We start from the raw sequence: 23,577 nt of genomic DNA on the forward strand, positions 1-23,577 counted from the left end.
GGCGAGTTTCCGCGTTTCCTCTCCGAACCGCCTTTCCCCTAGATGCAGGGTTTAACCACACACAAGGCCTGCTTTTCCCCTGCATCCGCAGGTATCATAAAAGGCTCACACAAGCCCTGTCAAGCCCTGGCCCCTTTAGGTTTGCTATACTCCCGCGAGGGGAGGTGGGAGCCTGGCGTGAAATGGGTTTTGGGATGGCGGGAAGCGCAGGGGGTTCGGAAGAACCTCACGAGGTGGCGGACCCCGCAAGGGGATTACCGGCGAGGGCCGGGAAAGATCGAGAAATCCGCGGATGCCGCCCGGGGTGTGCCCGCCCCGCCCGCCTGAGCAAAGCCTTCCGGGAAAGCCACCTTCGCGAGGAGGGGACAACCGGGGGGCAGGGCGTGAGGGAATAGCCTAGGGGCTAAACTAGTCCTTTTTTTGTTAGCTTTTCAAAAGGAGCGCCATGTGCGGCATTGTCGGCTACGTGGGTTTTAGAAACGCCACGGACATCCTGCTGGACGGCTTGAAGCGCCTGGAGTACCGGGGGTACGACTCCGCTGGGGTGGCGGTGAAGACGGGAGAGGGGTTCAAGGTGGCCAAGCGCTCGGGGAAGCTTTCCGCCCTGGAGGCCCTCCTGAAGGAGGCCCACCTGGAAGGCCCCTTGGGCATCGGCCACACCCGCTGGGCCACCCACGGGGCCCCCACCGACCCCAACGCCCATCCCCACACCACGGAGGACGGCAGGATCGCCGTGATCCATAACGGCATCATCGAGAACTACCTGGAGCTCAAGGGGGCCCTCCTTGCCCGAGGGCACCGCTTTGCCTCAGAGACGGATAGTGAGGTCCTGGCCCACCTCATCGAGGAGAAGTACCAAGGCGACCTCTTCCAGGCCCTGCGGGAGGCCCTAAAGGAGGTGCGGGGGGCCTACGCCGTGGTGGTGGCCCACGCGGACCACGAGGAGATCGTGGCCGCCCGCACGGTGAGCCCCCTGGTGGTGGGCCTGGGGGAAGGGGAGAACTTCCTGGCCTCGGACGTCCCCGCCCTCCTCCCCTACACGCGCCGGGTGATCTTCCTCCACGACGGCGACCTGGTGCGCCTAAGCCGGGAAGGCGTGGAAATTACGGACCTCTTTGGCAACCCCGTGGCGCGGGAGGTGGTGGAGATCGACTGGACCCTCGAGGCGGCGGAGAAGGGCGGCTTTCCCCACTACATGCTCAAGGAGATCTACGAGCAGCCCTGGGTCCTGGAGAACACCCTGGGGGGGCGCCTAAGGGAAGAGGAAGGGGATGTGGAGCTCGGCCTCGCCCTGGACCCCAAGGAGGTGGAAAGGGTCCACTTCCTCGCCTGCGGCACCGCGGCCTACGCCGGCTGGTACGGCAAGTACCTCATGGAGATCCTGGCTCGCCTTCCCTCCGAATGGGAGGTGGCCAGCGAGTACCGCTATCGCGACCCCGTGGTGAACGGGAAAACCCTGGCCATCGCCATCAGCCAGTCTGGGGAAACCATCGACACCCTCGAGGGCGTCCGCGAGGCCAAGGCCAAGGGGGCCCGCACCCTGGGGGTCATCAACGCCAAGGGTTCCAGCATCACCCGGGAGGTGGAGGAGGTGCTTTACATCCACGCCGGGCCCGAGATCGGCGTGGCCTCCACCAAGGCCTACACCGCCATGCTGGCGGCCATGGCCCTGTTGGCGGTGCGCTTTGGCCGGGGGCGGGGCACCCTCTCCCCGGAAGCGGCCCAGGCCCTCATCCGGGAGATGCGCAAGCTTCCCCGCCTGGTGGAGGAGGCCCTGGAAAAGCGGCCCATCGTGGCCCACATCGCCGAGAAGTACCACCAGGCCCAGGACTTCCTCTTCCTGGGCCGCCACGTGCAAGCCCCCACCGCCTACGAGGGGGCCTTGAAGCTCAAGGAAATCAGCTACATCCACGCCGAGGCCTACCCCGCTGGGGAGATGAAGCACGGCCCCATTGCCCTCATCGACGAGCACCTCCCCGTGGTGGTCCTGGCCACCCAAGGGCCCCTTTACGAGAAGACCCTCTCCAATATCCAAGAGGTGCGGGCCCGGGGGGGCAAGATCATCGCCGTGGCCACGGAGGGGGACGAGGGGATCCGGAAGCTCGCCCAAGATGTGATCTACGTGCCCGAGACCCACCCCCTCCTGGCCCCCATCGTGAGCGTGGTGCCCTTGCAGCTCCTTGCCTACGAGGTGGCGGTGCTCCTGGGCCGGGACGTGGACCAGCCCAGGAACCTGGCCAAGAGCGTGACCGTGGAGTAGACTAGATAATTTCCAAAAATTTTGCCACCACCTCCGGGTCCAGGCTCCTCCCCGCCTGGGCCCGGAGGTCCTCCAAAGCCTCCTCCTTGCTCCAAGCCCGCTTGTAGGGGCGTTCAGAGATGAGGGCGTCGTAAACATCCACCACGGCGAAGATGCGGGCCTCGAGGGGAATGGCCTCCCCCTTGAGGCCGAAGGGGTAGCCGGAGCCATCCCAGCGCTCGTGATGGTAGAGAACCACGTTCAAAGCAGTCTGGGGCAAAAAGGAGAGGTTCCGCAAAATCTCCAAGCCCACCTCGGGGTGGGTTTTCACCACCTTCCACTCTGCCGTGGAAAGAGCGGTGGGCTTGCGCAGGATCTCGTCGGGCAAGGCCAACTTGCCCAGGTCGTGGAAGTAGGCCCCCAGGCGGAGGCCCTCGAGGTCGGAAAACCCCAAGGCTTGACCCAAGCGAAAGGAGAGCTCCGCCACCCGCTCCGTGTGCCCCTGGGTTTCCAGGTCCCGGTACTCCAATACCCGGGAAAGGGCCCTCAGCGCCGCCTCGCGGGTGCTTTTGAGAACCCGCAGGTGAAAGAGCCGCTCTAAAGCCTCCTCCAACCGCTTGGCCACCACCTGCAAAACCGCCTCGTCCTCCGAGCGGTAGGGCACCTTTTCTCCAAAAGAGCCCAAGGCCAACACCCCGTACCGCCGCCCTTCGGGTTTTAAGGGAACCAAGAGGGCCGAACGCAACCCTGCTTCCACGTAGGGCCTTAGGGCCCCGGGAAAATGGGCGTAGTCCTCCACGTAAATGGGGCTTTCCCAAAGCCGAGGGTGGCCCAAAAGCCCCTCGCCAAAGCGGATGGGGTGCTCCACGTAAAGCCGGGGAAAGCCGGGGGGGTAGCGGCCCGCCCTCACCGCCGGCCGCACCCGCCCCCCCTGGAACAGGTAAAGGGCTCCGCCATGATAGGGGGTTAGTTTGAGCAGGGTTTCCAAGGCCTCCTGGGCCATCGCTAAGGGATCACGGGCGCTTTCTAAAGCAAGGGAAAGCTCCAAAAGGGCCCGGTTGCGCTCCGCTTCTTCCTGCGCCCGCTCCAAGGCCTCAATCCGGCCCAGGACCATTCCCGCCGCTTCCGCCAGGGCCTGCAGCCAGAAGCGCTCCTCGGGGAGGATTTCCCCCACGCCCCCGGCAGTGTCCATGGAGAGCACGCCTAACACCCTTCCCCGCGGATCCCGAAGGGGAACACCCAGGTAAACCCCGGGCTGCGGCTGGCCCGTTAGGAAGACCACCCGGGGATCCTGGGAAACATCGGGTACGAAAAGGGGCTCCCCGCTTTCTAACACCACCCAAGAAACCCCTTTACCCCGGGGCAAGCGGAAGCCCACCCGCTGCCGGGAAAGCCCCTCCGCCGCCACCAGCTCCAAGGCGTCTTCCTCCGGACGATAGAGAAAAAGGAGAACCGAGACCGCCCGGGTTTGGGCTTTGGCCGCCTGCACCACCTGGCAAAAGACCTCTTCCCGCCGTTCCAAAGGTGCAAGGAGACGCCACGCCCGGACCAGGGCCTCCAGGCGCTTAAGCTCCAGCGTCCCTGAAGCCATGACGCCCTTCACTCTACCAGGTGAACCGAGGAAGGCAGGGGGATAAGCTTTAACCAAGCCTCGGCCTCAAAGGAGCGGCGCCAGGGAAAGGCGAGGGCCTCGAGGTCTACCCGGTACCCTTCCCACGCCACGTAGGGCCAAAGGGAAGCCACCCCCAGCGCCTCCTCCCCCAAGGGCTCGGGAAAATGGCCCCGCACCCAAGGCCTCCCCACCTCTCCCCACCAGTAGGCGAAGTAGGCCTCAGCCAGGCGCCGAAGGCGCTCTTCCCGGTCCCTTAGAAAAAGCCCCCCTTGGGCCAGGGCGCTCCCCAGGTTGTTGGCGGGGGTGCCCCAGGCGGCGTAGGCGGCAAGCCGACCGTAAAGCCCTAGGGCCTGGAGGTACCCCATGAGCCCCGCATCCCCCCGGTTCACCCGGCTGAGGTCGGCCAAGGCCACGGGGTGGCGGGCCATGAGGGCCATGAGCTTTAGGAGGACCTTCCTTGGCTCCCCACCCCCGTAGGCGAAGAGGACGAGGTCAGGGGCGGCGGTAAGGGGCACCGCCTCCGCCTGGGCGCTTCGCAACAGCCCCGCCACCGTTTCCCCCAAGGGTATGCCCTCGTAGGGGGTGGCCCGCTCCGGGGAAACCCCCTCGTAGACCACCGCCACCCTAAGCCCCGGGCGCACGGCCCGGAGGAGAAGGACCTGCCCCGCCTCGTCCGCCCCCGGACGGCTGGGATAGGGCAGGGCCTGGGCCTCCTTGGGGGCGGGTGAGCCCCGCACGGCGTCGTCCCACACCGCTTCCAGGTAAAGCCCCTTCAAAGCGGCCCACGGGGCGAGGGCGTGGAGGACTTTTAGGTTTCGCTCCCTCTGGGTGGCGTCCCAACGGGGCACCACGCCGAAGAGGAAGACCTCCCCGCCATACCGCACCCTCCAGGCCAAAAGGAACCCCAGCCGGGCCAGGGCGTCCTCAGGGGGAAGGTCCAGGTGGCGGCTTTGCAGAAGCCCACCATACGCTAGGGCGTCCAGGCTGGCGACCAAGCGCTCTCCCGGGGTGGAAAGGAGCCAGGCCCTAAGGAGGGGAAGGTCCGCCCCCTCGAGGCCCCGGTACACCTCCCGCGGAGGGCAACGCACCCCCTCCCAGCCACAAGGGGCCCAGTTGGGCGGGCGGTCGTCCAAGGGAAGGTACACAACCCCCGCCCCCAGGGCGAACCCCCACAAAAGGGCGAAGAAGGCGAGCCTGGCCACGCCTTCTTAGGGTTTGGCGGCTTCCCCTTGGGCCTTGGCCTCGTGTTCCGCCAGGTACTTCTCCGCGGTCATGGCCGCCCGGGTGCCCGCCCCCACGCTGGTGGTGAGCTGGCGGTAGATGGGGTCGGCCACATCCCCGGCGGCGAAGATGCCCGGCACCGAGGTGTACACCTCGTCCCGCACCGCCACGTAGCCATCGGGCCTGAGCTCCACCACCCCCTTGAGGAAGCCCGTGTTGGGCTCGTGGCCGATGAAGACGAAGACCCCGTCCGTGGGGTAGACGTATTCCTCCCCCGTCTTCAGGTTCTTTAGCCGCACCCCCGTCACCTGGTCCTCGCCCAGGATCTCCGTGACCACGTGGGAGAAGAGGAAGTGCATCTTGGGGTTCTGGAAAGCCCGGGCCTGGGCTAGCTTGTTGGCCCTAAGCTCATCCCGGCGGTGGACCAGGGTCACCTTGCGAGCGAACTTGGTGAGGAAAAGCCCCTCCTCCACGGCGGCGTCCCCCCCGCCCACCACCACCACCTCCTTGTCCCGGTAAAAGAAGCCGTCGCAGGTGGCGCAGGTGGACACCCCACGGCCGTAGAACTTGTCCTCGCCGGGAACGCCAAGCCGCCTGGGGTTGGCCCCGGTGGCCACGATGACCACCCGGGCGGGGTAGCTCCGCTCAAACCCCCGGACCAAGAAGCCCTCCTCCAGGGGCTCTATCCCCAGGACCTCGTCCATGACGATCCTGGCCCCGAACTTCTCCGCCTGTTGCACCATGCGGCTAGCCAACTCGGGCCCGGAGATGCCCTCGGGAAAGCCGGGGTAGTTTTCCACCTCCTCCGTCTGGGCAATCTGCCCCCCCGGGAGGCCTTTTTCCACGATGACCGTCTTGAGGCCTGCCCGGCCCGTATAAATACCTGCGGTGAGGCCCGCCGGCCCCCCGCCCAGGATGACCACGTCGTAGCGCTCCTCCGCCGCCCCGCTCGCTGAGAGTCCTGCCAAGGAAAACTCCATCTCTCCCCTCCTTCGCTTCCAGGCTACACCCCCAAATACCCTTGGGGGGTATATACCAAACCCAGTCTGGCGAAAGGACTTCCCCCTGTCAAGGGAAAAAGGCAATCCGAGCCGCTTCTGGTGACCCCAGGGGGATTCGAACCCCCGTCTCGGCCTTGAGAGGGCCGTGTCCTAGGCCTCTAGACGATGGGGCCATGCGCGGCTCGGACTGCTTCTGGTGACCCCAGGGGGATTCGAACCCCCGCCGCCGCCTTGAAAGGGCGGTGACCTAACCACTAGTCGATGGGGCCAAACATTTGGCTGGGGTGCGTGGACTCGAACCACGACCGGCGGATCCAGAGTCCGCTGTCCTGCCGTTAGACGACACCCCAGCGGCGGGCGCCCGATCCCTCGGGCAGACGATATGGTACACTCTAAAGGGCGGATTGGCAAGCCCCTGATGCCTATGGAGGAAAGCCTTTTACAAATCCTTAGCCGTTATATCTCGCCCATGGCCGCGGAAAACCTTCTGCGCCGGGCCCTAGGCCCAAGGCTGCCCGCCACCCCAGGGGAGTGGGCGCGGTTCATTGAGGCAAGCCTTTGGCCCGAGCTTGGCCGCCTCCTTCCCTTTCGCGAAATGCCTCCTGAGCTGAGGGCTTTGGTGCGGGAATTGAAGCAGCTTTCCCTCCAGGAGGCGGAAGGGGAAAGCGAGGAGGCGGAGGAGGAAGAAGCCCTTCTGGAGGAGGCGGTGGACCTCGAGGACCCCGCGGCCCGGGAACACTTGGCGAGGCGGCTGGCCCGCCTCGAGGGGGTTTTGGGGGTGGTGGTGGCCGGTAGGAGCGGGAAGGAGGAGCGTTTCGCCGGAGAACCCATCCCGCTAGAGCTCGTCCACCGCCTGCTGGCCCGCCAAGGATACGGGGTTTTCTACGCCCTCCTCCAGGAAAACGTGGTGGCCCTAAAACCCCTAGGCGTTGGGTACGTGGGCCTTCTGGCCCGCAAGGAAACCAACATCGGCCGCTTGCTCCACGCCCTGAGGCGGCTTGTACCCATCACGGAGGTTAGCGGATGAGAGGATGGCTTCCCCTGGTTCTGGCCCTTGTCCTATCGGCCCTTGCCGCACCCTTGCCCCAGGCGTATGACCGCCTGGAGGAAGCCCTGGCCCAGGTGGGCCTCGCCAACCCCACCCAGGCCCTGGCGGCCTTGGACCGGGCGCAAAGCGTGTTGCGCCAGGAGGCGGAAGGCCTTCCCCCCGTGATCCGGGACGCCGTCTTGAACAACCTCGAGGGCCTGCGGCAGGCGGTGGTGCAAAAAAGCCGGGCAGACCTAGAAGCCCGGCTTCTCCTCGTTCGCCATCTCTTGGGCAAGGCGCTTTACGATGGGTTCTTCCAGGCGAGCCCCTCGGAAAAGCCCGCCTACCTCAGCCGCCTGGCCCGGGCCACGGGCCTGCCCCCGTCGTTAACCCAGGAGGTCCAGGGCCTAGGAGCAGAGGAGGCCAGGCGCCGCCTGGAAGCCCACTTCCTCCAGGCCATGAGCCAGGACCTGGGCCGGGCCTTGGATGCGGCCTCGAGGCCCGAGGCCTACCTGGCCTTGGCCCGGGCCTACGCCCGCTTTTTGGTGGTCCAGGATAGCCCGCAAAGCACCCTTAAGGCCCAGGACTTCATCCAGGCCCTGGCCAAGGTTTCCTCCGGGGAGGGCTTCCGCCCCGAGGTAAAGGGGCTTTTGGACCGGGTGGCTGCCTGGCGCCAGGCCCTCCTGGCCCCCGCCCCCAAAGCCCAGGCCAGCCCCACCCCTGCCCCGGCCCCCACCACACCCCCCGCCGCCCCTGCACCTTCCCCCACATCTACCGCACTCCCCAGCCCCTCCCAATCCTCCGCAATCCCTCCCGCAGACACAGCTCAGGCCAGCCCTCCTTCAGTGGAAACCTTCTACACCCCGCCTTGGATGGACCGAGCTACTGCGGAGGCGGTGCGCCGTCAAGCCTACACTTTGGGCTATAACTACAACTTTGAGCTGCTGGAAGCCCTAAACCAAACCCAAGCGGAAGTGGGCCTGGCCATTGCGACCTTAGGGCGGGGAAACCTAGCACAGGGGAGATACCACCTGGACCGGGCGTTGTGGCAGTTCCGCGCCAACCTCGAACCAGTTTTTGCCGTCATTGATCCCACCCTTACGGACCAGATTTCCCGCACCCTTGTGCACCTCTCAGGGGCCACGGGCATCCGAACCTTAGATGCCTTGGTGGTATATGAGGCCCTGGAAGAGCTCAAGCAGGCGTTTGGCCAAGGACCTAGCGAAAACCCTTGGCTCTTCTTGAAGCTTCTACTGGCCCAAACAGCGGGTGTCCCCCGGGCAGTCTTCTTCCTCTTGGCCGCTGCCTTGAGTCTTTTTCCCCTTTACCTCATCCGCCTTACCTTCGGCGGGCGGAACGTGTATTGGAACCTCTTGGGCCTCGCCTTCCTTTTCCTCTTTTTGCCCATTCTGGCCGAAGGGCTTTCCTACTTTGGCTCGGTCATGGCCGACTACGGCAACCTGCCCTTCTTAGGTTTTCTTTCCAACCTTTCTATCGGCCAGGGCCTTATCCCCTACCTTGCGTGGGGACTTACCGTGTTCTTGGTGGTAGCGCTGGCCGGGGCGGGGCTGAGGGGCATCGCCGCCCAGTTCGGCCTCCTGAAGGAGCGGGGGGAGGAGGTGGCCGCCACCGCCGAGCGCCCCGCCTCCACCTTGACCAGCGAAACCATCGTGGAGTGGGACGAGGAGTTTTAGCCGAGCCGGGTGCCGGGGACGACCCCGTACCCCCGGGCCCAATCGGCAGCGGGCATGGGGCGCTTGCCCTCGGGCTGGACTTGGAGAAGGCGGATAAGCCCCTCCCCGGTGCCCACCAAGACCCCTTCCCGGTCCACCGCCTGGACCACCCCGGACTCCCCCTCCCCGGGTTCGGGCCGCATGGCCAGGACCTTGACCCGCTTGCCCCGGTGGAAGAAGTAGGTTCCCGGCCAGGGCTGCACCCCCCGGTGGCGGTTGTAGATGGCCTGGGCGCTTTCCTCAAAGCGGATCCGCCCCTCCTCCTTGGTGAGGAGGGGGGCGTAGGAGGGCTCTCCCTCCTGGGGCATAGGGGTGAGGCGGGGAAGGTCTTGGAGCACCTCTAGGAGGAGCTCTATGCCCTTATCCCGAAGGCGCTTGGCCAGGGCCTCGGCATCCTCCTCGGGAGCGATTTCCGTGCGCCAAAGGGCGTAAAGGGGTCCGGTGTCTACCCCCTCCTCCGTCCTCATGATGGCCACCCCGGTTTCCTTCTCCCCCCGGATGAGGGCCCAGGGCACGGGGGCGGGCCCCCGGTACTTGGGAAGGAGGGAGGGGTGGAGGTTGAGGAAGCCGTAGGGGGGCACCTCGAGGACCTCCTTGGGCAGGATCTTGCCGTACGCGGCGGTGACCGCCACCTCAGGGGCCGCCTTCCGGAAGGCCTCGAGAAACTCCGGGTCCCTGAGCCGCTTTGGCTTCAAAAGGGGAAGCCCGTGGGCCAAGGCGTACTGGGCCACGGGGCTCGGGGCAGGCTTCAGGCCCCGCCCCTTGGGCTTGTCCGGCTGGGTCACCACCAAGACCACCTGGTGGTGGCGGTTTAGGGCGTCCAGCACGGGCACCGCCCACTCGGGGGTGCCGAAAAAGGCCACCCTCATCGCCCGGAAAGCTCCTTGAGGAGCGCCCTGGCCTCCTTTTGCATGCGGGCCAGCTCCGCCCGGTTCGCCTCCAAGAAGGCCTCCCGCTTAGGCTTAGGCAGGCGCTCAAAGAAGAGGACGCCGTCCAGGTGATCCATCTCGTGTTGGAAGACCCGGGCCATGTACCCCTCCAGCTCCAGGGTGCGGGGGGTGCCCTCCTCGTCCTGGTAGGCCACGCGGATGCGCTCCGCCCGGGGAACCTCCTCGGAGTACAGGCCGGGAAGGGAAAGGCAGCCTTCCGTGCCCTCCACCTCCCCCTCCCGGTAGAGGAGGACGGGGTTGGCCACCACATAGACCCGGCGCACCAGGTCGCGAAGCGGCCGCTCTTCCTCCTCGGGCTCGTCGGCGTACTCCACGGCCACGAAAAGGCGCTCAGAAAGCCCTATCTGCGGGGCAGCGAGGCCCACCCCCCTGGCGTCAAACATGGTTTCCAGCATGTCCTCGGCCAGCCTTTTCACCCGGGAAAAATCCCGCACGGGCTGGGCCCGCTTGCGCAAGACCGGGTCGCCGTAGAGGCGGATAGGGTAGATCATCCTAGCTATTGTAGCGCAACCCGTACCCTTCCCAAAACCTGGCCCACCGCCTGGACCCCAGGGGGAAGGTCGAGGAGCAGGGGGCCTTCCACCATCCCGGGGCGGAAGCCCCCTTGGGGCCTGGCCTCCACCTCCTTCAGGCCCTCCAGAGCCTCCCTGGGCCCCACCACCTGGACGGCCTTGGGGGCGTAGTCCTCCACCACCATCCCCGCTGGCGGGCGGAAGACCAGGGGCACTTCCTTGCGGAAAAGGGGGGCCTCCCGGGCCACAAGGCGCACCTTCTTGGGCGTGAGCTCCACCCCCGGCAAGGGACCTTCTAGACCGAAGGCGGTGAGGGTAGCCTCCTCGTTCCCCAGGTCCAGCCCCAAGGCCACCACCGCCTGCTCCACCTGGCTCCGCGGGCCCCTGGCCTCCACGAAGGCGGGATCGGTGGTCACCCAGGCACCCTGGGAAAGAACCTCCACGGGCAAGGTGCGGCTTAAGACCGCCTCCACCCGCCCTTCCACCCGGGCGGGCCGCACCTCCAGGACCTCCACCCCCTGGGGCACCGCCACCCGCACCTCCCGGGCGAAGGCCCCCTCCACCTCGGAGAGGTCCAGGTAAGCGGAGACGGGGGGCGTGCCCTCCACCAAGGGGGCCGGCCCCCGGAGGCGCAGGAGGACCTCCTTAGGGACACCCTCCGCCACCTTCTCCCCTTCCAGGCCCAAAACCCGCAAGGGCACGCTCACCGCCCGCTCCACCACCGGGGCCCTTTCCCTCAGGGAGTACCAGAGGGCTAGGGCCGCCAAAAGGGCCAGGAGGAAGCCGCCCCAGTCACGCACGGACCGCCTCCTTCAAGCGCTCCCGCAGGGCCTCGAGGGCCAACGGGGGGGATAGCCTTCCCCCCTCGGCCAGCCGGATGGCCCCCGTTTCCTCGCTCACCACCAGGACCAAGGCGTCGGAAACCTCGGAAAGCCCCAAAGCGGCCCGGTGCCGGGTGCCCAGGCCCAGCCGGGCCTCGGAAAGGGGGAAGATGCACCCTGCGGCGAAGACCCGGTCCCCCCGGAGGATGGCCCCCCCGTCGTGCAGGGGGGTGCCGGGGTAGAAGAGGGTTTCCAGAAGCCTGGCGGTAAGCCTCGCCTCCAGCACCTCCCCCGTGGCGGCGTACTCCCCCAAGGGGGTGCGCCGCTCTATGGCGATCAGGGCCCCGTAGCGCCGCTCGGAAAGGCGGGCAAGGCCTAGGAGGAGCTCCTCCAAGGCCAAGGAGGCGGCCCGGGGGCCCTGCGTCCGGCCTAGCCGCTCCAAAAGCCCCCTGAGCTCCGGCTGGAAGACCACGACGAGGGCGAAGGCCCCTAAGGTGGCGGCGTTGCCCAAAAGCCAGGACAAGGTGGAAAGCCCAAGGAGGCTAGCCAAGAACCAGACCAGGAGGTAGACCAAAACCCCCCGCACCAGATTTAGGGCCCGGGTGCCAGCGATGAGCCGCCAAAGGTAGTAAAAGAGCACAGCCACCAGGAGGATGTCCAAGAGGTCGCGCCAGGTGAAGGGCATGGCTAGCGGATGGGCGTCCCCGGGCCCTCCCAGGGAAGGCCAAAGAGCCTGGCCCAGGTGGCCCCGAGGTCGGCAAAGGTGTCCCGGGTGCCCAGGTCCCCCTCCACCCCCGGCCCCACCCAAAGAAGCATCCCATATTCCCGGGTGTGGTCGGTGCCGAAGAAGGTGGGGTCGTTTCCATGGTCGGAAACCAGGAAAAGGTGGTCCTCAGGGCCCAAGGCAGCGAGGAGCTGGGGAAGAAAGCGGTCCACCTGGACTAAGGCCTCGCCGTAGCCCAAGGGGTCACGGCGGTGGCCGTACTTGCTGTCAAAGTCCACTAGGTTGACCAAGAGGAGGCCAGAAAAGGGCTCCTGCATGAGGGCCAAGGTCTTTTTCAGGCCGTCGGTGTTGTCCTTGGTCTTCACCTCCCGGGTGAAGCCCCGGTGGGCGTAGATGTCGGGGATCTTCCCCACCCCCACCACCTCGAGGCCCCCCTCCTTCAGCACGTCCAGCACGTTCCTGGGCGGCTCCAGGGCGAAGTCCTTGCGGTGCTCCTCCAGGCGGTAAAAGTTCCCCGGGCTTCCGGCGAAGGGCCGGGCGATGACCCGGGCCACCTGGTACTCGCCCACAAGCATCTCCCGGGCCACCTGGCAAAAGCGGTAGAGCTCCTCCAGGGGCACCACCTCCACGTGGGCCGCCACCTGGAAGACGGAGTCCGCCGAGGTGTAGACGATGGGGTAGCCCGTCTTGAGGTGGGCCTCGCCGTAGTGGCGGATGGCCTCGGTGCCGGAGTAGGGCCGGTTCAACAGCCAGCCCCGAACCCCAATCCGCTCGGCCCAGGCGCGCAGGAGCTCCTCGGGAAAGCCCTCGGGAAAGGTGCGGAAAGGCCTTTCCAGGTAGACGCCCACGAACTCCCAGTGCCCCGTGGTGGTGTCCTTGCCCGGGTTCACCTCCCGCATACGGCCAAACCCCCCCTGGGGGGAGGAAGGCCGCTCCAAGGTATGCACCCCCGGCACAAGGCCCAAGCCCAAGGCGGCGAAGTGGGGAAGGGCGATCCCCGCCTTCAACACCGTGTGGTCCAGGGTGTCCGCCCCCTCGTCCCCGAAGCTGGGGGCATCGGGGAGGTAGCCGAGCCCCACGGAGTCCAGGACAATGGCCGTGACCTTCATCAGGAACGAAGCCCCTCTTCGTCCTCCTCCTCCGCCAAGGCCATGAGCTCCTCCGGGGTCATCTCGGAAAGGGCCCGCACCGCCTGGAACTCCTCCAATAGACCCCGGATCTCCTCCATGGCCTCCTCCAGGGAGAGCTCCCCGTCCTTGTACTCGTCCACCACCTCTTCGATGGCCTCGAGGATCCCCACCGCCGCGCTCGCCTGGGAAAGGGCCTGGGCCATCTCGGAAAGCCTTTCCGCTAGGTCCATGCCCCCATGCTACCCCAAAAGCTCGGCGAGCCGCGAGAGGGCCCGGCCGTACTTCTTGGCGAAGGGCCCGTGGCGGTAGCTTTCCGGGAAGACCTCCTTAAGGGGTACCCCGGAAACGCGCAGGGCCAGGCCCAGGTTGTAGAGCTGGTCCACGAAGTGCACGAAGCGCAGGGCGTCGTTCTGGTCGGGTATGGGGGCGAGGCCCTGAAGGTAGACCGCCTCCAAACCCTCAAAGAGGTAGCGGTAGCGGATGGGGTGCAGGGCGCGGAGGTGGGCGAGGAGCCCGGGGAAGGGGTCCAGGCTTTTGGGCCTGGGGTCTTCCCGGTAAAGGGCCAAAAGGGCTGCATCGCCCAAGGGCTCGGGGAGGCGCTCGGGGTCGCGGTGGCGAAAGTCCTCCCCCTCTATGCGCTCCACGGCGAAGCGCTTGGCCAGGCTTTGGATCTGGTGCTTGAACTGCTCGGCGTTGAAGCGGCCCTCCCCTAAGGCCCCCGGGGGGGTGTTGGAGGTGGTGGCCACCCTCAAGCCCTGGTCCATGGTGAGGGCCAGGAAGTGGGTGGCCATCTGGGCGTTCCCCGGGTCGTCCAGCTCAAACTCGTCCAGGAAAAGGTAGCGAAGTTCGGCGAACCGCCTCGCCCCTTCCCTAAGCCCCATGAGGCCCAGGGTGTAGGTGAGCTCCTCAAAGGTGAGGAAGGCCTTGGGCGGGGGGGCCTCCAGGTAGGCCGCCACCAGGAGGTGGGTCTTCCCCACCCCAAACCCCCCGTCCAGGTAGATCCCCTGGGGCCCCGGCATCCGGGGCCGGAACAGGCCCTTGGGCCGGTCATGCACCCATCTTCGCAGCCTTTCCTTGGCCAAGGCCTGGGAAGGATAGCGGGGGTCGGGCCGGTAGGCGGCAAAGGTGGCCTTCCGGAAGCGGGGCGGGGGCACGAAGCTCGCCAAGAGCCTTTCCAGGTCCACCTCGGGATGGCGGTCCACCAGGCGCATATAGGGCATTCTACGGGGGGTGGTCCTGGGGCGTTCCCTCTGCTACCCTAGAGGGGTATGGTGCGGCTTTACGGCGTCCCGGGGTGCGGCCCCTGTGAAATCGTGAAGATGTTCCTGGCGCAAAAGGGCGTGCCCTTCAGCTTCGTCAACGCCCGCGAGGACCAGGAGGCGGCGAAAAAGGTGGCGGAGCTCGCCGGGAGCCCCACCGCCGGGGTGGTCCTGGAGTGGAACGGCAAGACCGAGGTCATCCGCGGAGTATCCCCCGCCGCCCTGAACGCCTGGTACGCCCGCTACCGGGAAGAAAAGGCCTCCTGAAGCGCTTTTAGGTGGTGGGCCTCGTGATAGGCGGCGGCCCGCACCCAGCCCAAGGCGGTGAGCTCCCCAAAGAAGGGGTGGGGGAAGGTGGCGGGGTGGTGGGGATTGGCCTTCCCGGCCTCCTCCAGGAGAAAGGCCCGGGCCCTTTCCAAAAGGGCAAGCACCTCTTCCTGGGAAAGCCCCCCTTGGGGCCTCACCCCCTCGGGGGCCTGGGGCTTGCCGTCCTTGTACTCCCCGGGCTTCACGGAAACGGGCGGGAGGACTTCCCCTGCCGCCACCCGCCGCAGCCGCCTTAGAACCCGGGCGGTGGACTCCTCCACCAAGGCGATGTGCTCCGCCACCATAAGGGGCGTCCAGGCCCCTTCCCGCAAGGGGCGGGCAAGCCAATCGGGCTCGGCCCCCTGCAAAAGGGCAAGGAGGGCTTTTCGGCTTTCCCCAAGGCGCGAAAGGGCCTCTTCCCAAGTGCCGTAGGCGTCCAGTTCCATACCTCAGGATACCAGGGCGCTCCTCCGCCTGGGGGCGGCCCCAGCTTGAAGACCTCCCCTTCCCTAGGCTCGAGGCGAACGTATGCCAGGCCCTTTGGGAGGAGCGGGAAAAGCGTGGGGTTCGTAGCCGCCCAAAAGGGTTTTCCTGCCCTGCGAGGGGTATAATCCCCCCATGCTCACCCTGGACCTGTCCGGCAAGAAGGCCCTGGTCATGGGGGTCACCAACCAGCGGAGCCTGGGCTTCGCCATCGCCGAAAAGCTAGCGCAAGCGGGAGCCGAGGTGGCCCTAAGCTACCAAGGGGAAAGGATCCGCCCCGAGGCGGAAAAGCTGGCCGAGGCCCTGGGGGGCGCCCTCCTCTTCCAGGCGGACGTGACCCAAGACGCCGAGCTGGACGCCCTTTTCGCCGGCCTGAAAGAGGCCTGGGGAAGCCTGGACTACCTGGTCCACGCCATCGCCTTCGCCCCCCGGGAAGCCATGGAGGGGAGGTACCTGGACACCCGGCGGCAGGACTGGCTTTTGGCCCTGGAGGTTTCCGCCTACTCCCTGGTGGCGGTGGCCCAGCGGGCCGAAGCCCTGCTCAACCCCGGGGGCAGCATCGTCACCCTCACCTACTACGCCAGCGAGAAGGTGGTGCCCAAGTACAACGTCATGGCCATCGCCAAGGCTGCCTTGGAGGCGAGCGTCCGCTACCTGGCCTATGAGCTCGGGCCCAAGGGGGTGCGGGTGAACGCCATCTCCGCTGGCCCCGTGCGCACCGTGGCCGCAAGGAGCATCCCCGGCTTCACCAAGATGTACGACCGGGTGGCCCAGACCGCCCCCCTCAAGCGCAACGTCACCCAGGAGGAGGTGGGCAACCTAGGCCTCTTCCTCCTCTCCCCCTTGGGAAGCGGCATCACCGGGGAGGTCATCTACGTGGACGCGGGGTACCACATCATGGGGATGGAGCTGGAGTAGGGCGCACCTCTTTTTTCTCCCCCACTTCCGCTAGCATGGAGGGGATGAGACGGCCCACGCCCACGGTCTGGGTAGGGCGGGTGCCTGTGGGAAGCGCCCACCCCATCGCCGTGCAGTCCATGACCAACACCCCCACCGCCGACATAGAGGCCACCTTTCGCCAGGTGGCGGAGCTCTACCGGGCGGGAAGCGAGATCGTTCGCCTTACGGTGAACGACGAGGCAGCGGCCCAGGCGGTGCCCAAGATCAAGGAAAGGCTCCTTGGGGAGGGGATAGACGTCCCCTTGGTGGGGGATTTCCACTTCAACGGCCACCTCCTTCTGCGGAAGTACCCCAAAATGGCGGAAGCCCTGGACAAGTTCCGCATCAACCCGGGCACCCTAGGCCGGGGCCGCCACAAGGACCTCCACTTCGCCGAGATGGTGCAGATGGCCCTGGACCTGGGCAAGCCCATCCGCATCGGGGCCAACTGGGGTAGCCTGGACCCTGCCCTCCTCACCGAGCTCATGGACCGAAACGCCAAGCGCCCGGAGCCCAAAAGCGCCCACGAGGTGGTCCTCGAGGCCCTGGTGGAAAGCGCCGTCCGCTCCTACGAGGCGGCCCGGGAGCTGGGCCTGGGGGAGGACAAGATCGTCCTTTCCGCCAAGGTGTCCAAGGCCCCCGACCTGGTCTGGGTCTACCGGGAGCTGGCCCGGCGCACCCCAGCCCCCCTCCACCTGGGCCTCACCGAGGCGGGGATGGGGGTGAAGGGGATCGTGGCCTCCGCCGCCGCCTTGGCCCCCCTCCTTTTGGAGGGGATTGGGGACACCCTCCGCGTCTCCCTCACCCCCGCCCCCGGCGAACCCCGCACCAAGGAGGTGGAGGTGGCCCAGGAGATCCTCCAGGCCCTGGGCCTCAGGACCTTCGCCCCCGAGGTGGCGAGCTGCCCCGGGTGCGGCCGCACCACCAGTACCCGCTTCCAGGAGCTTGCGGAAGAGGTTTCCCGCCACCTCAAGGAGAAGCTCCCCGAATGGAGGAAGCGCTACCCCGGGGTGGAAGGGCTCAAGGTGGCGGTGATGGGCTGCGTGGTGAACGGCCCCGGGGAGAGCAAGCACGCCCACATCGGCATCTCCCTCCCAGGGGCGGGGGAAGAACCCAAGGCCCCCGTCTACGCCGATGGCAGGCTCCTCACCATCCTCAAAGGGGACAACCTGGCGGAGGAGTTCCTAAAGCTTCTGGAAGCCTACGTGAAGGAGCGCTTCGCCCCCCAGGCCGGATGAAGCCCTTCGCCTTCCGCATAGAAGCCCAAAGCGGCCGAGCCCGGGTGGGCCGCTTCTACACCCCCCACGGGGCAGTGGAAACCCCCCTTTTCATGCCCGTGGGCACCCAAGGTTCGGTGAAAGGCCTGCTACCCCGGGACCTAAAGGAGATCGGTAGCCAAATCCTCCTGGCCAACACCTACCACCTCCTTCTGCGCCCGGGGCCGGAGCGGGTGAGGGCCCTCGGAGGGCTTCACGGCTTCGCCGGGTGGCAAGGGCCCTGGCTCACGGACTCCGGGGGGTTCCAGGTGATGAGCCTGGGGCACCTCCGGCGCATAGACGAGGAAGGGGTGGTCTTCCAAAACCACCTGGACGGGAGCCTCGTCCGGCTCACCCCGGAAAGGAGCATCGCCGTGCAGGAGGCCCTGGGGGCGGACATCGTCATGGCCTTTGACGAGTGCCCCCCCTACCCCGCAAGCCGGGCCTACCTAAAGGCTTCCTTAGAGCGCACCCTGCGCTGGCTGGAGCGCTCTCTAAGGGCCAAGACCCGCCAGGACCAAGCCCTCTTCGGCATCGCCCAAGGGGGGACGGACCCCGAGCTAAGGCGGCTTTCCACGGAGGAAACCCTCCGCTTCGACCTACCCGGCTACGCCATCGGGGGGCTGGCGGTGGGGGAGCCCAAGGAGGCCATGTTCGCCATGGTGGCCCTTTCCACCGAGCTCCTCCCCGAGGACCGCCCCCGTTACCTCATGGGGGTGGGCCACCCGGAAGACCTGGTGGCGGCCATAGGGCTTGGGGTGGACCTTTTCGATTGCGTCTACCCCACGCGCACGGGCCGCTTCGGAAGCGCCCTGGTGCCCGAAGGCCGCCTCAACCTGAAAAACGCCCGCTTCCTGGAGGAAAAGGGTCCCCTGGAGGAAGGGTGCGACTGCTACACCTGCCAGAACTTCAGCCGGGGCTACCTGGCCCACCTGGTGCGGGCTGGAGAGATGCTGGGGGGGATCCTCCTTTCCCTACACAACCTGCGCTACCTCCACCGCCTTACCGAGGGCGCACGGGAGGCCATCCGGCAAGGGTCCTACGGGGCCTTCGCCCGCGCCTTCGCCGAGCGGCGCTTCGGCCGGGAGGTGCCCCTTTGGTTCCGGGAGGCCCTGGTGGCGGGGGGGCATTGGTAGAATGCCCTTGGTATGACGCCAAGGCACCTTATCCTGGGCCTCCAGCACACGGTGGCCATGTTCGGGGCCACGGTGCTGGTGCCCCTCCTCACCGGGCTGAACCCGGCGGTGGCCCTCTTCACCGCCGGGGTAGGTACCCTGGTTTTCCACCTGGCCACGGGACGGATGGTGCCTGTCTTTTTAGGCTCCAGCTTCGCCTTCATCGCCCCCATCCTGGCGGCCAAGGAGGCGGGGTTTTCCCTGGCGGCGGTGGGGGGCGGGATTGTGGCGGCGGGCCTCGTCTACGCCCTTTTTGCCCTTTTGGTACTCCTCATCGGCTCGGAACGGGTGCGCCAGGTCTTCCCCCCGGTGGTCACGGGGCCAGTCATCGTGGTCATCGGCCTAACCCTGGCCCCGGTGGCGGTGGGCATGGCGGCCAAGGACTGGCTTTTGGCCGTGGCCACCTTCTTGGGAGCGGTGGTGAGCGCCGTGTTTTTGCGCGGGCTTTTCCAGATGATCCCCGTGCTCCTTGGGGTGGGGGTGGGGTATGTCCTGGCCCTCCTCCTGGGCCGGGTGGACCTAAGGCCCTTGCAGGAGGCCCCCTGGTTCGGTCTTCCCGCCTTCACCTTGGCTTCCTTTGAGTGGGGGGCGATCCTCCTGATCGCCCCTGTGGCCTTCGTCACGGTGATGGAGCACATCGGGGACATCCTCACCAACGGCCGGGTGGTGGGCAAGGACTTCTTCGTCCGCCCTGGCCTCCACCGCACCCTTTTGGGGGACGGCCTGGCCACCAGCCTGGCGGGGCTTTTAGGCGGCCCCGCTAACACCACCTACTCCGAGAACACCGGGGTTTTGGCGGTGACCAAGGTGTATGAGCCCGTGGTCCTCCGCATCGCTGCGGTCTTCGCCATCCTCCTCTCCTTCTCCCCCAAGCTCGCCGCCCTCCTCCAGACCCTGCCCCAAGGGGTTTTGGGGGGGATTTCCATGCTCCTTTTCGGCATGATCGCCTCCGTGGGCATCCGCACCCTGGCGGAGGCCGAGATCGACTTCACCCATAGCCGCAACCTCATCGTGGTCTCCGCCATTCTGGTCCTGGGCCTGGGCGGGGCGGTGGCCAACCTGGGCACGGTGCAGGTGGCGGGGGCGGCGGTGCCCCTGAAGGTGAGCGGCATGGCCCTGGCGGCCTTGGCGGGGGTGGTGCTAAACCTCCTCTTGCCCCGGCAGCTGGAGCCAGAGGAACTGGCCGCGGAGGAAGAGCGGCTCCCCTAGCCTTCCCGGTAAAAGCGGCTTTGCTTGTAGTAGTCCTCCAGGAGGACCTTGAAGAAGGCGGCGGCGGGGACCCCCAAAAGGGCGCCCCAGAGGCCAAAGAGGCTCGCCCCGGTGAGGATGGCGGCGATGGCGGTCACCGGGTGAAGCCTCGTAGCCCGGCCCACGATGAGGGGGCCGAAGAGGTTCCCCTCCAGCTGGTTGGCGAGCCACAGGACAAAAAGAGCTAGGAAGACCTTGAGCCACCCCCCCGTGGCGGCGAGGAGCAAAGCGGGCACTCCGGAGACGAGGACCCCCACGAAGGGGATGAGGTTGAAGACTCCGGCCAGAAAGCCCAGGCTAGCCGCCAGGGGCACCCCCACGAGCCATAGCCCTACCCCCACAATGAGGCCCACCAAAAAGGCCACGAGGAGTTGCCCCCGCACATAGCCCCCCACGCTCCGGTCCAGCTTGGCGGCGAGCTCCGCCACCAGGGGCTGGTACGGCTCGGGGAAGGCGCGGAGGGCGGCTTGGCCGAGGCGGGGCAGGTCGTAGAGGAAGTAGAGGGAGAGGGTGAGGGCGGTGAAGAGCTGGAAAATCCCGCCCAGAAGCCCGGTGAAAAAGCCCAGGAGGTTGCCCCCTTGGGCGAGGAGGCCCTGGAGCCAGCGCACCAGGGTATCCAAAAACCCCTGCAAAAGTCCCTGGAGATTGCGGCTGGCCTCGGCCAGAACCGGGTTTAGCGCCTCAGGCACGGGCACGGCCCGAAGCCGGTCGGGCAGGGCGAGGAGCCAGGCGAAAAAGGGGTCCAGGAGCCTGGGGAGTTCCTGGGCGAGGCGGGAGAGCTCCAAGACGGTCTGGGCGGTGAGGAAGGAGGCGAGGCCCAAGAAAAGGCCCAACAGGAGGTAGACCAGGGCCACCCCCATGGCCCGGGGAAGCCTAAGCCCCTCAAAGAAACGCACCAAGGGGTGGGCCAGGTAGGCGAAGGCGAAGGCAAAGAGGAGGACAGAAAGCGCAGGCCAGGCCCGGGCCAAAAAGCGGTAAAGAAGGAAAAGGAGCAGGAGGTAGACGAAAACCCTCACGTAGGGGTTCTCCCACACCTTGGCGAAGGCCTCGCGCATGGGGCTATTCTAGGCCGAAAAAGGCCTTGGCCTGGCGCAATAGCTCCTCTCCCTTTAAGCCCTGGAAGAGGAAGCGCCCCCGGTCGGGCTCGCCCTCCCAGATCTCAAAGAGAAGCCTGGGGGCCCCGCCCTGGAGGCCGGTATTCCCCACGTAGCCCAAGGGGTCGCCCCGGTGGAGGCGGCTACCCACCTTAAGGCCCGGGTAAGGGGCCTGCAGGTGGCCGTAGACGGAGGTGCGCCCGTCCGGGTGGCGGACCCAGACCTCGAGGCCCCGCAACACCTCCATCTCCTCGGGCCCCGCCCCCTCCTTCACCCGCTCCAGGAGGGCACGGAAGGCCTCGGGGGAAGGCTCTTGGTGGTTTAAGTCCACCTTCACCACCTCGCCGCTGGCCGCCGCCACCACCCCCATGCCCCGCACCACGGGCACGCAGGCGTCCCCCGGTTGGAAGACAAAGCCGGCGCTCACCCCCTTGCGGTAGGGACGGGGGGCGCCCGGGAGGTTTTCCGGGCGCTGGGGCAGGCAGGCCCCAGGCAGGGGCAGGCGATAGCCCGCCGGGGCCCAAAGGGCCTGGGCCTTGGAGGCGGCCACCTCCTGGCGCAAGGCGGCGAGCTGCCGGCCCCGGGAGGAAAACCCCAGGGTCACCACCAGGGCGTAGAGGGAAAGGAGGAGAAGGAGGTAGTGCCCCGGTTTCCACACCACAGGGACATGCTACAGGAAAAGGGCCCCCCGCAGGGGGCCCGGGGGAGGAAGGGGGGCTAGAGGAGCTTCAGAAGCCGTTCCTTAATCTCCTTGGCGGAAAGGCCCTCTAGCTTCAGGCCCTTCGCCCTTTCCAAAAGCTCGTAAACCTTGGGGATGTGGCTTGTCGCCACGCGGAAGGTGATCTCCTGGCCCGCCACCCTCACCCGCACCTTCTGCAGGTTGGGGTACTGGCGCCGCTTAGAGATGCCCGTGGTCTTCTTGCCCACGCCCCCTTCCCGCTTGGCCTTACCCCGCCGCTGGATGCTGTTGGCCACGATGGGCCGCTTTCCGCTGATCTCACAGACCTTGGACATGGCACCCTCCCGTGCCCGAAGGCAAACCCTATGGAGTATAGCACAAAGGGCGGATTTCGGTAGACTCTGGGGGATGCCCACGGTGCTCGTGCCCTTACTCCTGGCCTTTGACCAGATCCTAAAGCTCTGGGCCCTGGAAAACCTCTCCCCCGTGCCGAAGCCCCTCTTGGGCGACCTCCTCTACCTCACCCTGGTGCAAAACACCGGGGCGGGCTTCGGCCTCCTGCAGGGAAGGGCCTTCCTCCTGGGGTGGCTGAGCCTTGGGGTGGGAGCGGTCCTCCTCTACCTCCTGGCCAAGCAGCGCTACGCCCCCCTCTTCACCCTGGCCCTTTCCCTCATCGCCGTAGGGGCCTTGGGGAACGGGATAGACCGCCTGGGCCGGGGCTGGGTGGTGGACTACCTGGACCTCGGCACCCCCTTCCCCCTCCTCGCCAACTTCCCCGTCTTCAACCTGGCGGACGTCTGCGTGACCCTGGGGGCCCTCCTCCTTCTCCTCTCCCCGAGGCGGAAGCGCAAGCGGTTTTAGCGGGCCACCAAGACCTTCTGGAAGCGCTCCAGGGCCTTTTGCAGGTTTTCCTCGCTGGTGGCGTAGGAAAGCCGCACGTGGCCGAAGGCGGCGAAGTCCGTGCCCGGGACCACGGCCACCCCCGCTTCCAAAAGCCTTTCCGCCGCCTTTATCTCGTCCTCGGCGATGGGAGCGGTGTTCATGAGCACGTAGAAGGCCCCTTGCGGGCGCACCGCCTCGAGGCCCAGTTGCGCCAAGCCCGCAAGGAGGAGGTCCCGCCGCCTGCGGTAGGCTTCGCGGGCCCTCTCCACGAAGGCGCGGGAGGCTTCCTGGTTGGTGAGGGCCTCGAGGGTGGCCCACTGGGCGATGGTGTCGGGGCTAGTGGTGGACTGGCTGGACACGTCCGCCATGGCCTTAATGACCTCCTTGGGCCCGCAGGCGTAGCCGATGCGCCAGCCCGTCATGGCGAAGGCCTTGGCCGCCCCGTTCACGGTGATGGTGCGCTCGGGGGCTACCCTTCCTGGGGAGAAGTGGGCCCCCTCATAGATGAGGTGCTCGTAGATCTCGTCGGAGATAAGGTAGAAATCGTGGGCCTGGGCCAGCTCCGCCAGGGCCCTAAGGACCTCCTCCGGGTAGACGGCCCCCGTGGGGTTGTTGGGGGAATTCACCACCAGGGCCTTGGTGCGGGGGGTGATGGCCCGCTTCACCCGCTCGGGGTCCGGCACGAAGCCCTCCTCGGGGCGGGTTTCCACCTCCACCGGCACCCCCCCGGCGAAGCGCACCATCTCCGGATAGCTCACCCAGTAGGGGGCCAGGACGATGACCTCGTCCCCAGGGTCCAAAAGGGCCTGGAAGAGGTTGAAAAGGGCCTGCTTGCCCCCCACGGTGACGATGGTCTCCTCGGGGCGCACCTCAAGGCCGTTTTCCCGCCGGAACTTCTCCGCCACCGCCTCCCTAAGCTCGGGGATGCCCGCCGGGGGGGCGTACTTGGTCTTGCCCTGGGCCAGGGCCCGCCGCGCCGCCTCCTTCACGTGCTCCGGGGTGTCGAAGTCGGGCTCGCCGGCGGTGAGGGCCACCAGGTCCACCCCTTGGCGCCTAAGCTCCAGGGCGCGGGCGTTCACCGCCACCGTGGCCGAGGGCTTCATGGCCTTGACCCTTTGCGAAAGGCCGCGCATGGCATAAGTATAGAGGGTAGCCGCTAATAGAGAAGGTGGGGGCGCTTCCCGCTTTTTTCGGTTCCCGCACCTGGGATGAGGCGGACCCCCGCTCGGACTACCCCCTGGCCTGCTCGCCGATCCCCCTTTGGCCGGGCTGCGGGAAGCCCCCGT

24 protein-coding genes and 3 tRNA genes are annotated in these 23,577 nt (G+C 67.0%); 9 read left to right on the top strand and 18 right to left on the bottom strand.

Annotated features, from left to right (window positions below; translation table 11 throughout):
- Nucleotides 1–445 precede the first annotated feature (445 nt).
- Complete coding sequence (glmS, locus tag ABXG85_RS08615; protein ID WP_353513313.1) at nt 446–2,260, top strand: glutamine--fructose-6-phosphate transaminase (isomerizing); 1,815 nt, start codon at nt 446–448, stop codon at nt 2,258–2,260.
- A gap of 1 nt (nt 2,261) precedes the next feature.
- On the opposite strand, the gene ABXG85_RS08620 is transcribed toward glmS, so the two are convergent.
- The 6 genes from ABXG85_RS08620 to ABXG85_RS08645 form a co-directional block, all read right to left on the bottom strand.
- Nucleotides 2,262–3,830 (bottom strand): HD domain-containing phosphohydrolase, encoded by a 1,569-nt coding sequence (locus tag ABXG85_RS08620; protein WP_353513314.1) that lies wholly within the window; start codon nt 3,828–3,830, stop codon nt 2,262–2,264.
- 8 nt (nt 3,831–3,838) lie between these two features.
- Complete coding sequence (locus tag ABXG85_RS08625) at nt 3,839–5,053, bottom strand: DUF4127 family protein (RefSeq protein ID WP_353513315.1); 1,215 nt, start codon at nt 5,051–5,053, stop codon at nt 3,839–3,841.
- A gap of 6 nt (nt 5,054–5,059) precedes the next feature.
- Nucleotides 5,060–6,052 carry a thioredoxin-disulfide reductase gene (trxB, locus tag ABXG85_RS08630; RefSeq protein WP_353513316.1) on the bottom strand — a complete coding sequence of 331 codons (993 nt, stop codon included), beginning with the start codon at nt 6,050–6,052 and terminating at the stop codon, nt 5,060–5,062.
- A gap of 118 nt (nt 6,053–6,170) precedes the next feature.
- Nucleotides 6,171–6,246, bottom strand: a tRNA-Glu gene (locus tag ABXG85_RS08635).
- 21 nt (nt 6,247–6,267) lie between these two features.
- A tRNA-Glu gene (locus ABXG85_RS08640) sits at nt 6,268–6,342 on the bottom strand.
- Between the two features lie 7 nt (nt 6,343–6,349).
- A tRNA-Gln gene (locus ABXG85_RS08645) sits at nt 6,350–6,423 on the bottom strand.
- 74 nt (nt 6,424–6,497) lie between these two features.
- On the opposite strand from ABXG85_RS08645, the gene ABXG85_RS08650 reads away from it, so the two are divergent.
- Nucleotides 6,498–7,100, top strand: a complete 603-nt coding sequence (locus ABXG85_RS08650; RefSeq protein ID WP_353513317.1) for a hypothetical protein — start codon at nt 6,498–6,500, stop codon at nt 7,098–7,100.
- The gene (locus ABXG85_RS08655; RefSeq protein WP_353513318.1) at nt 7,097–8,794 is read left to right on the top strand and encodes a hypothetical protein; all 1,698 of its coding nucleotides are present in this window, start codon (nt 7,097–7,099) and stop codon (nt 8,792–8,794) included. Before ABXG85_RS08650 ends, ABXG85_RS08655 begins: the two co-directional genes overlap by 4 nt.
- On the opposite strand, the gene fmt is transcribed toward ABXG85_RS08655, so the two are convergent.
- From fmt to zapE, 7 genes are read right to left on the bottom strand one after another with little or no spacing between them, the layout of a single operon-like run.
- The gene (gene fmt / locus ABXG85_RS08660) at nt 8,791–9,702 is read right to left on the bottom strand and encodes a methionyl-tRNA formyltransferase (RefSeq protein ID WP_353513319.1); all 912 of its coding nucleotides are present in this window, start codon (nt 9,700–9,702) and stop codon (nt 8,791–8,793) included. The two genes, ABXG85_RS08655 and fmt, sit on opposite strands and share 4 nt — an antisense overlap.
- Nucleotides 9,699–10,274, bottom strand: a complete 576-nt coding sequence (gene def / locus ABXG85_RS08665) for a peptide deformylase (RefSeq protein WP_353513320.1) — start codon at nt 10,272–10,274, stop codon at nt 9,699–9,701. Before def ends, fmt begins: the two co-directional genes overlap by 4 nt.
- A gap of 5 nt (nt 10,275–10,279) precedes the next feature.
- The gene (locus ABXG85_RS08670) at nt 10,280–11,095 is read right to left on the bottom strand and encodes a CdaR family protein (RefSeq protein WP_353513321.1); all 816 of its coding nucleotides are present in this window, start codon (nt 11,093–11,095) and stop codon (nt 10,280–10,282) included.
- Nucleotides 11,088–11,801, bottom strand: a complete 714-nt coding sequence (cdaA, locus tag ABXG85_RS08675) for a diadenylate cyclase CdaA (protein WP_353513322.1) — start codon at nt 11,799–11,801, stop codon at nt 11,088–11,090. The genes ABXG85_RS08670 and cdaA overlap by 8 nt, the downstream gene beginning before the upstream one ends.
- A 2-nt stretch (nt 11,802–11,803) precedes the next feature.
- Nucleotides 11,804–12,949, bottom strand: a complete 1,146-nt coding sequence (locus ABXG85_RS08680) for a phosphopentomutase (RefSeq protein WP_353513323.1) — start codon at nt 12,947–12,949, stop codon at nt 11,804–11,806.
- Nucleotides 12,949–13,200, bottom strand: a complete 252-nt coding sequence (locus tag ABXG85_RS08685; protein ID WP_353513324.1) for a hypothetical protein — start codon at nt 13,198–13,200, stop codon at nt 12,949–12,951. Before ABXG85_RS08685 ends, ABXG85_RS08680 begins: the two co-directional genes overlap by 1 nt.
- 9 nt (nt 13,201–13,209) lie before the next feature.
- Nucleotides 13,210–14,181: a cell division protein ZapE gene (gene zapE / locus ABXG85_RS08690; protein WP_353513325.1), complete on the bottom strand. Its 972-nt coding sequence runs from the start codon at nt 14,179–14,181 to the stop codon at nt 13,210–13,212.
- A 57-nt stretch (nt 14,182–14,238) separates the two neighbouring features.
- Here zapE and ABXG85_RS08695 point away from each other — a divergent pair, with 57 nt between their 5' ends.
- Nucleotides 14,239–14,496 carry a glutaredoxin family protein gene (locus ABXG85_RS08695; protein ID WP_353513326.1) on the top strand — a complete coding sequence of 86 codons (258 nt, stop codon included), beginning with the start codon at nt 14,239–14,241 and terminating at the stop codon, nt 14,494–14,496.
- On the opposite strand, the gene ABXG85_RS08700 is transcribed toward ABXG85_RS08695, so the two are convergent.
- Nucleotides 14,472–14,981 carry a DinB family protein gene (locus tag ABXG85_RS08700; RefSeq protein WP_353513327.1) on the bottom strand — a complete coding sequence of 170 codons (510 nt, stop codon included), beginning with the start codon at nt 14,979–14,981 and terminating at the stop codon, nt 14,472–14,474. The genes ABXG85_RS08695 and ABXG85_RS08700 overlap by 25 nt on opposite strands.
- Nucleotides 14,982–15,153: 172 nt before the next feature.
- Between ABXG85_RS08700 and ABXG85_RS08705 the strand changes: the two genes are divergently transcribed.
- Genes ABXG85_RS08705 through ABXG85_RS08720 form a run of 4 tightly spaced genes read left to right on the top strand, consistent with a single transcriptional unit; the run spans nt 15,154 to nt 19,597 of the window.
- Entirely contained in the window at nt 15,154–15,936 is a 783-nt protein-coding gene (locus tag ABXG85_RS08705) for an enoyl-ACP reductase FabI (protein ID WP_353513328.1), read from the top strand.
- A 35-nt stretch (nt 15,937–15,971) separates the two neighbouring features.
- On the top strand, nt 15,972–17,195 hold the full coding sequence (ispG, locus tag ABXG85_RS08710) for a flavodoxin-dependent (E)-4-hydroxy-3-methylbut-2-enyl-diphosphate synthase (protein WP_353513329.1): 1,224 nt from the start codon (nt 15,972–15,974) through the stop codon (nt 17,193–17,195).
- Nucleotides 17,192–18,349: a tRNA guanosine(34) transglycosylase Tgt gene (gene tgt, locus ABXG85_RS08715; protein WP_353513330.1), complete on the top strand. Its 1,158-nt coding sequence runs from the start codon at nt 17,192–17,194 to the stop codon at nt 18,347–18,349. Before ispG ends, tgt begins: the two co-directional genes overlap by 4 nt.
- Before the next feature lie 12 nt (nt 18,350–18,361).
- Nucleotides 18,362–19,597, top strand: coding sequence for a uracil-xanthine permease family protein (locus ABXG85_RS08720; RefSeq protein ID WP_353513331.1), 1,236 nt, complete (start codon nt 18,362–18,364; stop codon nt 19,595–19,597).
- Here the strand turns inward: ABXG85_RS08720 and ABXG85_RS08725 are convergent.
- The 3 genes from ABXG85_RS08725 to rpmB are packed head-to-tail and all read right to left on the bottom strand — an operon-like array spanning nt 19,594 to nt 21,744.
- Nucleotides 19,594–20,691 (bottom strand): AI-2E family transporter, encoded by a 1,098-nt coding sequence (locus ABXG85_RS08725; protein ID WP_353513332.1) that lies wholly within the window; start codon nt 20,689–20,691, stop codon nt 19,594–19,596. The genes ABXG85_RS08720 and ABXG85_RS08725 overlap by 4 nt on opposite strands.
- A 4-nt stretch (nt 20,692–20,695) precedes the next feature.
- Nucleotides 20,696–21,391 carry a M23 family metallopeptidase gene (locus ABXG85_RS08730; protein WP_353513333.1) on the bottom strand — a complete coding sequence of 232 codons (696 nt, stop codon included), beginning with the start codon at nt 21,389–21,391 and terminating at the stop codon, nt 20,696–20,698.
- A 56-nt stretch (nt 21,392–21,447) separates the two neighbouring features.
- Nucleotides 21,448–21,744, bottom strand: a complete 297-nt coding sequence (rpmB, locus tag ABXG85_RS08735; protein WP_353513334.1) for a 50S ribosomal protein L28 — start codon at nt 21,742–21,744, stop codon at nt 21,448–21,450.
- A gap of 73 nt (nt 21,745–21,817) precedes the next feature.
- Here rpmB and lspA point away from each other — a divergent pair, with 73 nt between their 5' ends.
- Nucleotides 21,818–22,270, top strand: coding sequence for a signal peptidase II (gene lspA / locus ABXG85_RS08740; protein WP_353513335.1), 453 nt, complete (start codon nt 21,818–21,820; stop codon nt 22,268–22,270).
- On the opposite strand, the gene aspC is transcribed toward lspA, so the two are convergent.
- A complete protein-coding gene (gene aspC / locus ABXG85_RS08745; protein ID WP_353513336.1) occupies nt 22,267–23,424 on the bottom strand; it encodes an aspartate/prephenate aminotransferase in 1,158 nt (385 codons plus the stop codon). The two genes, lspA and aspC, sit on opposite strands and share 4 nt — an antisense overlap.
- Between the last annotated feature and the right edge of the window lie 153 nt (nt 23,425–23,577).

Source organism: Thermus sp. LT1-2-5 (assembly GCF_040363165.1).
GTDB lineage: Bacteria > Deinococcota > Deinococci > Deinococcales > Thermaceae > Thermus.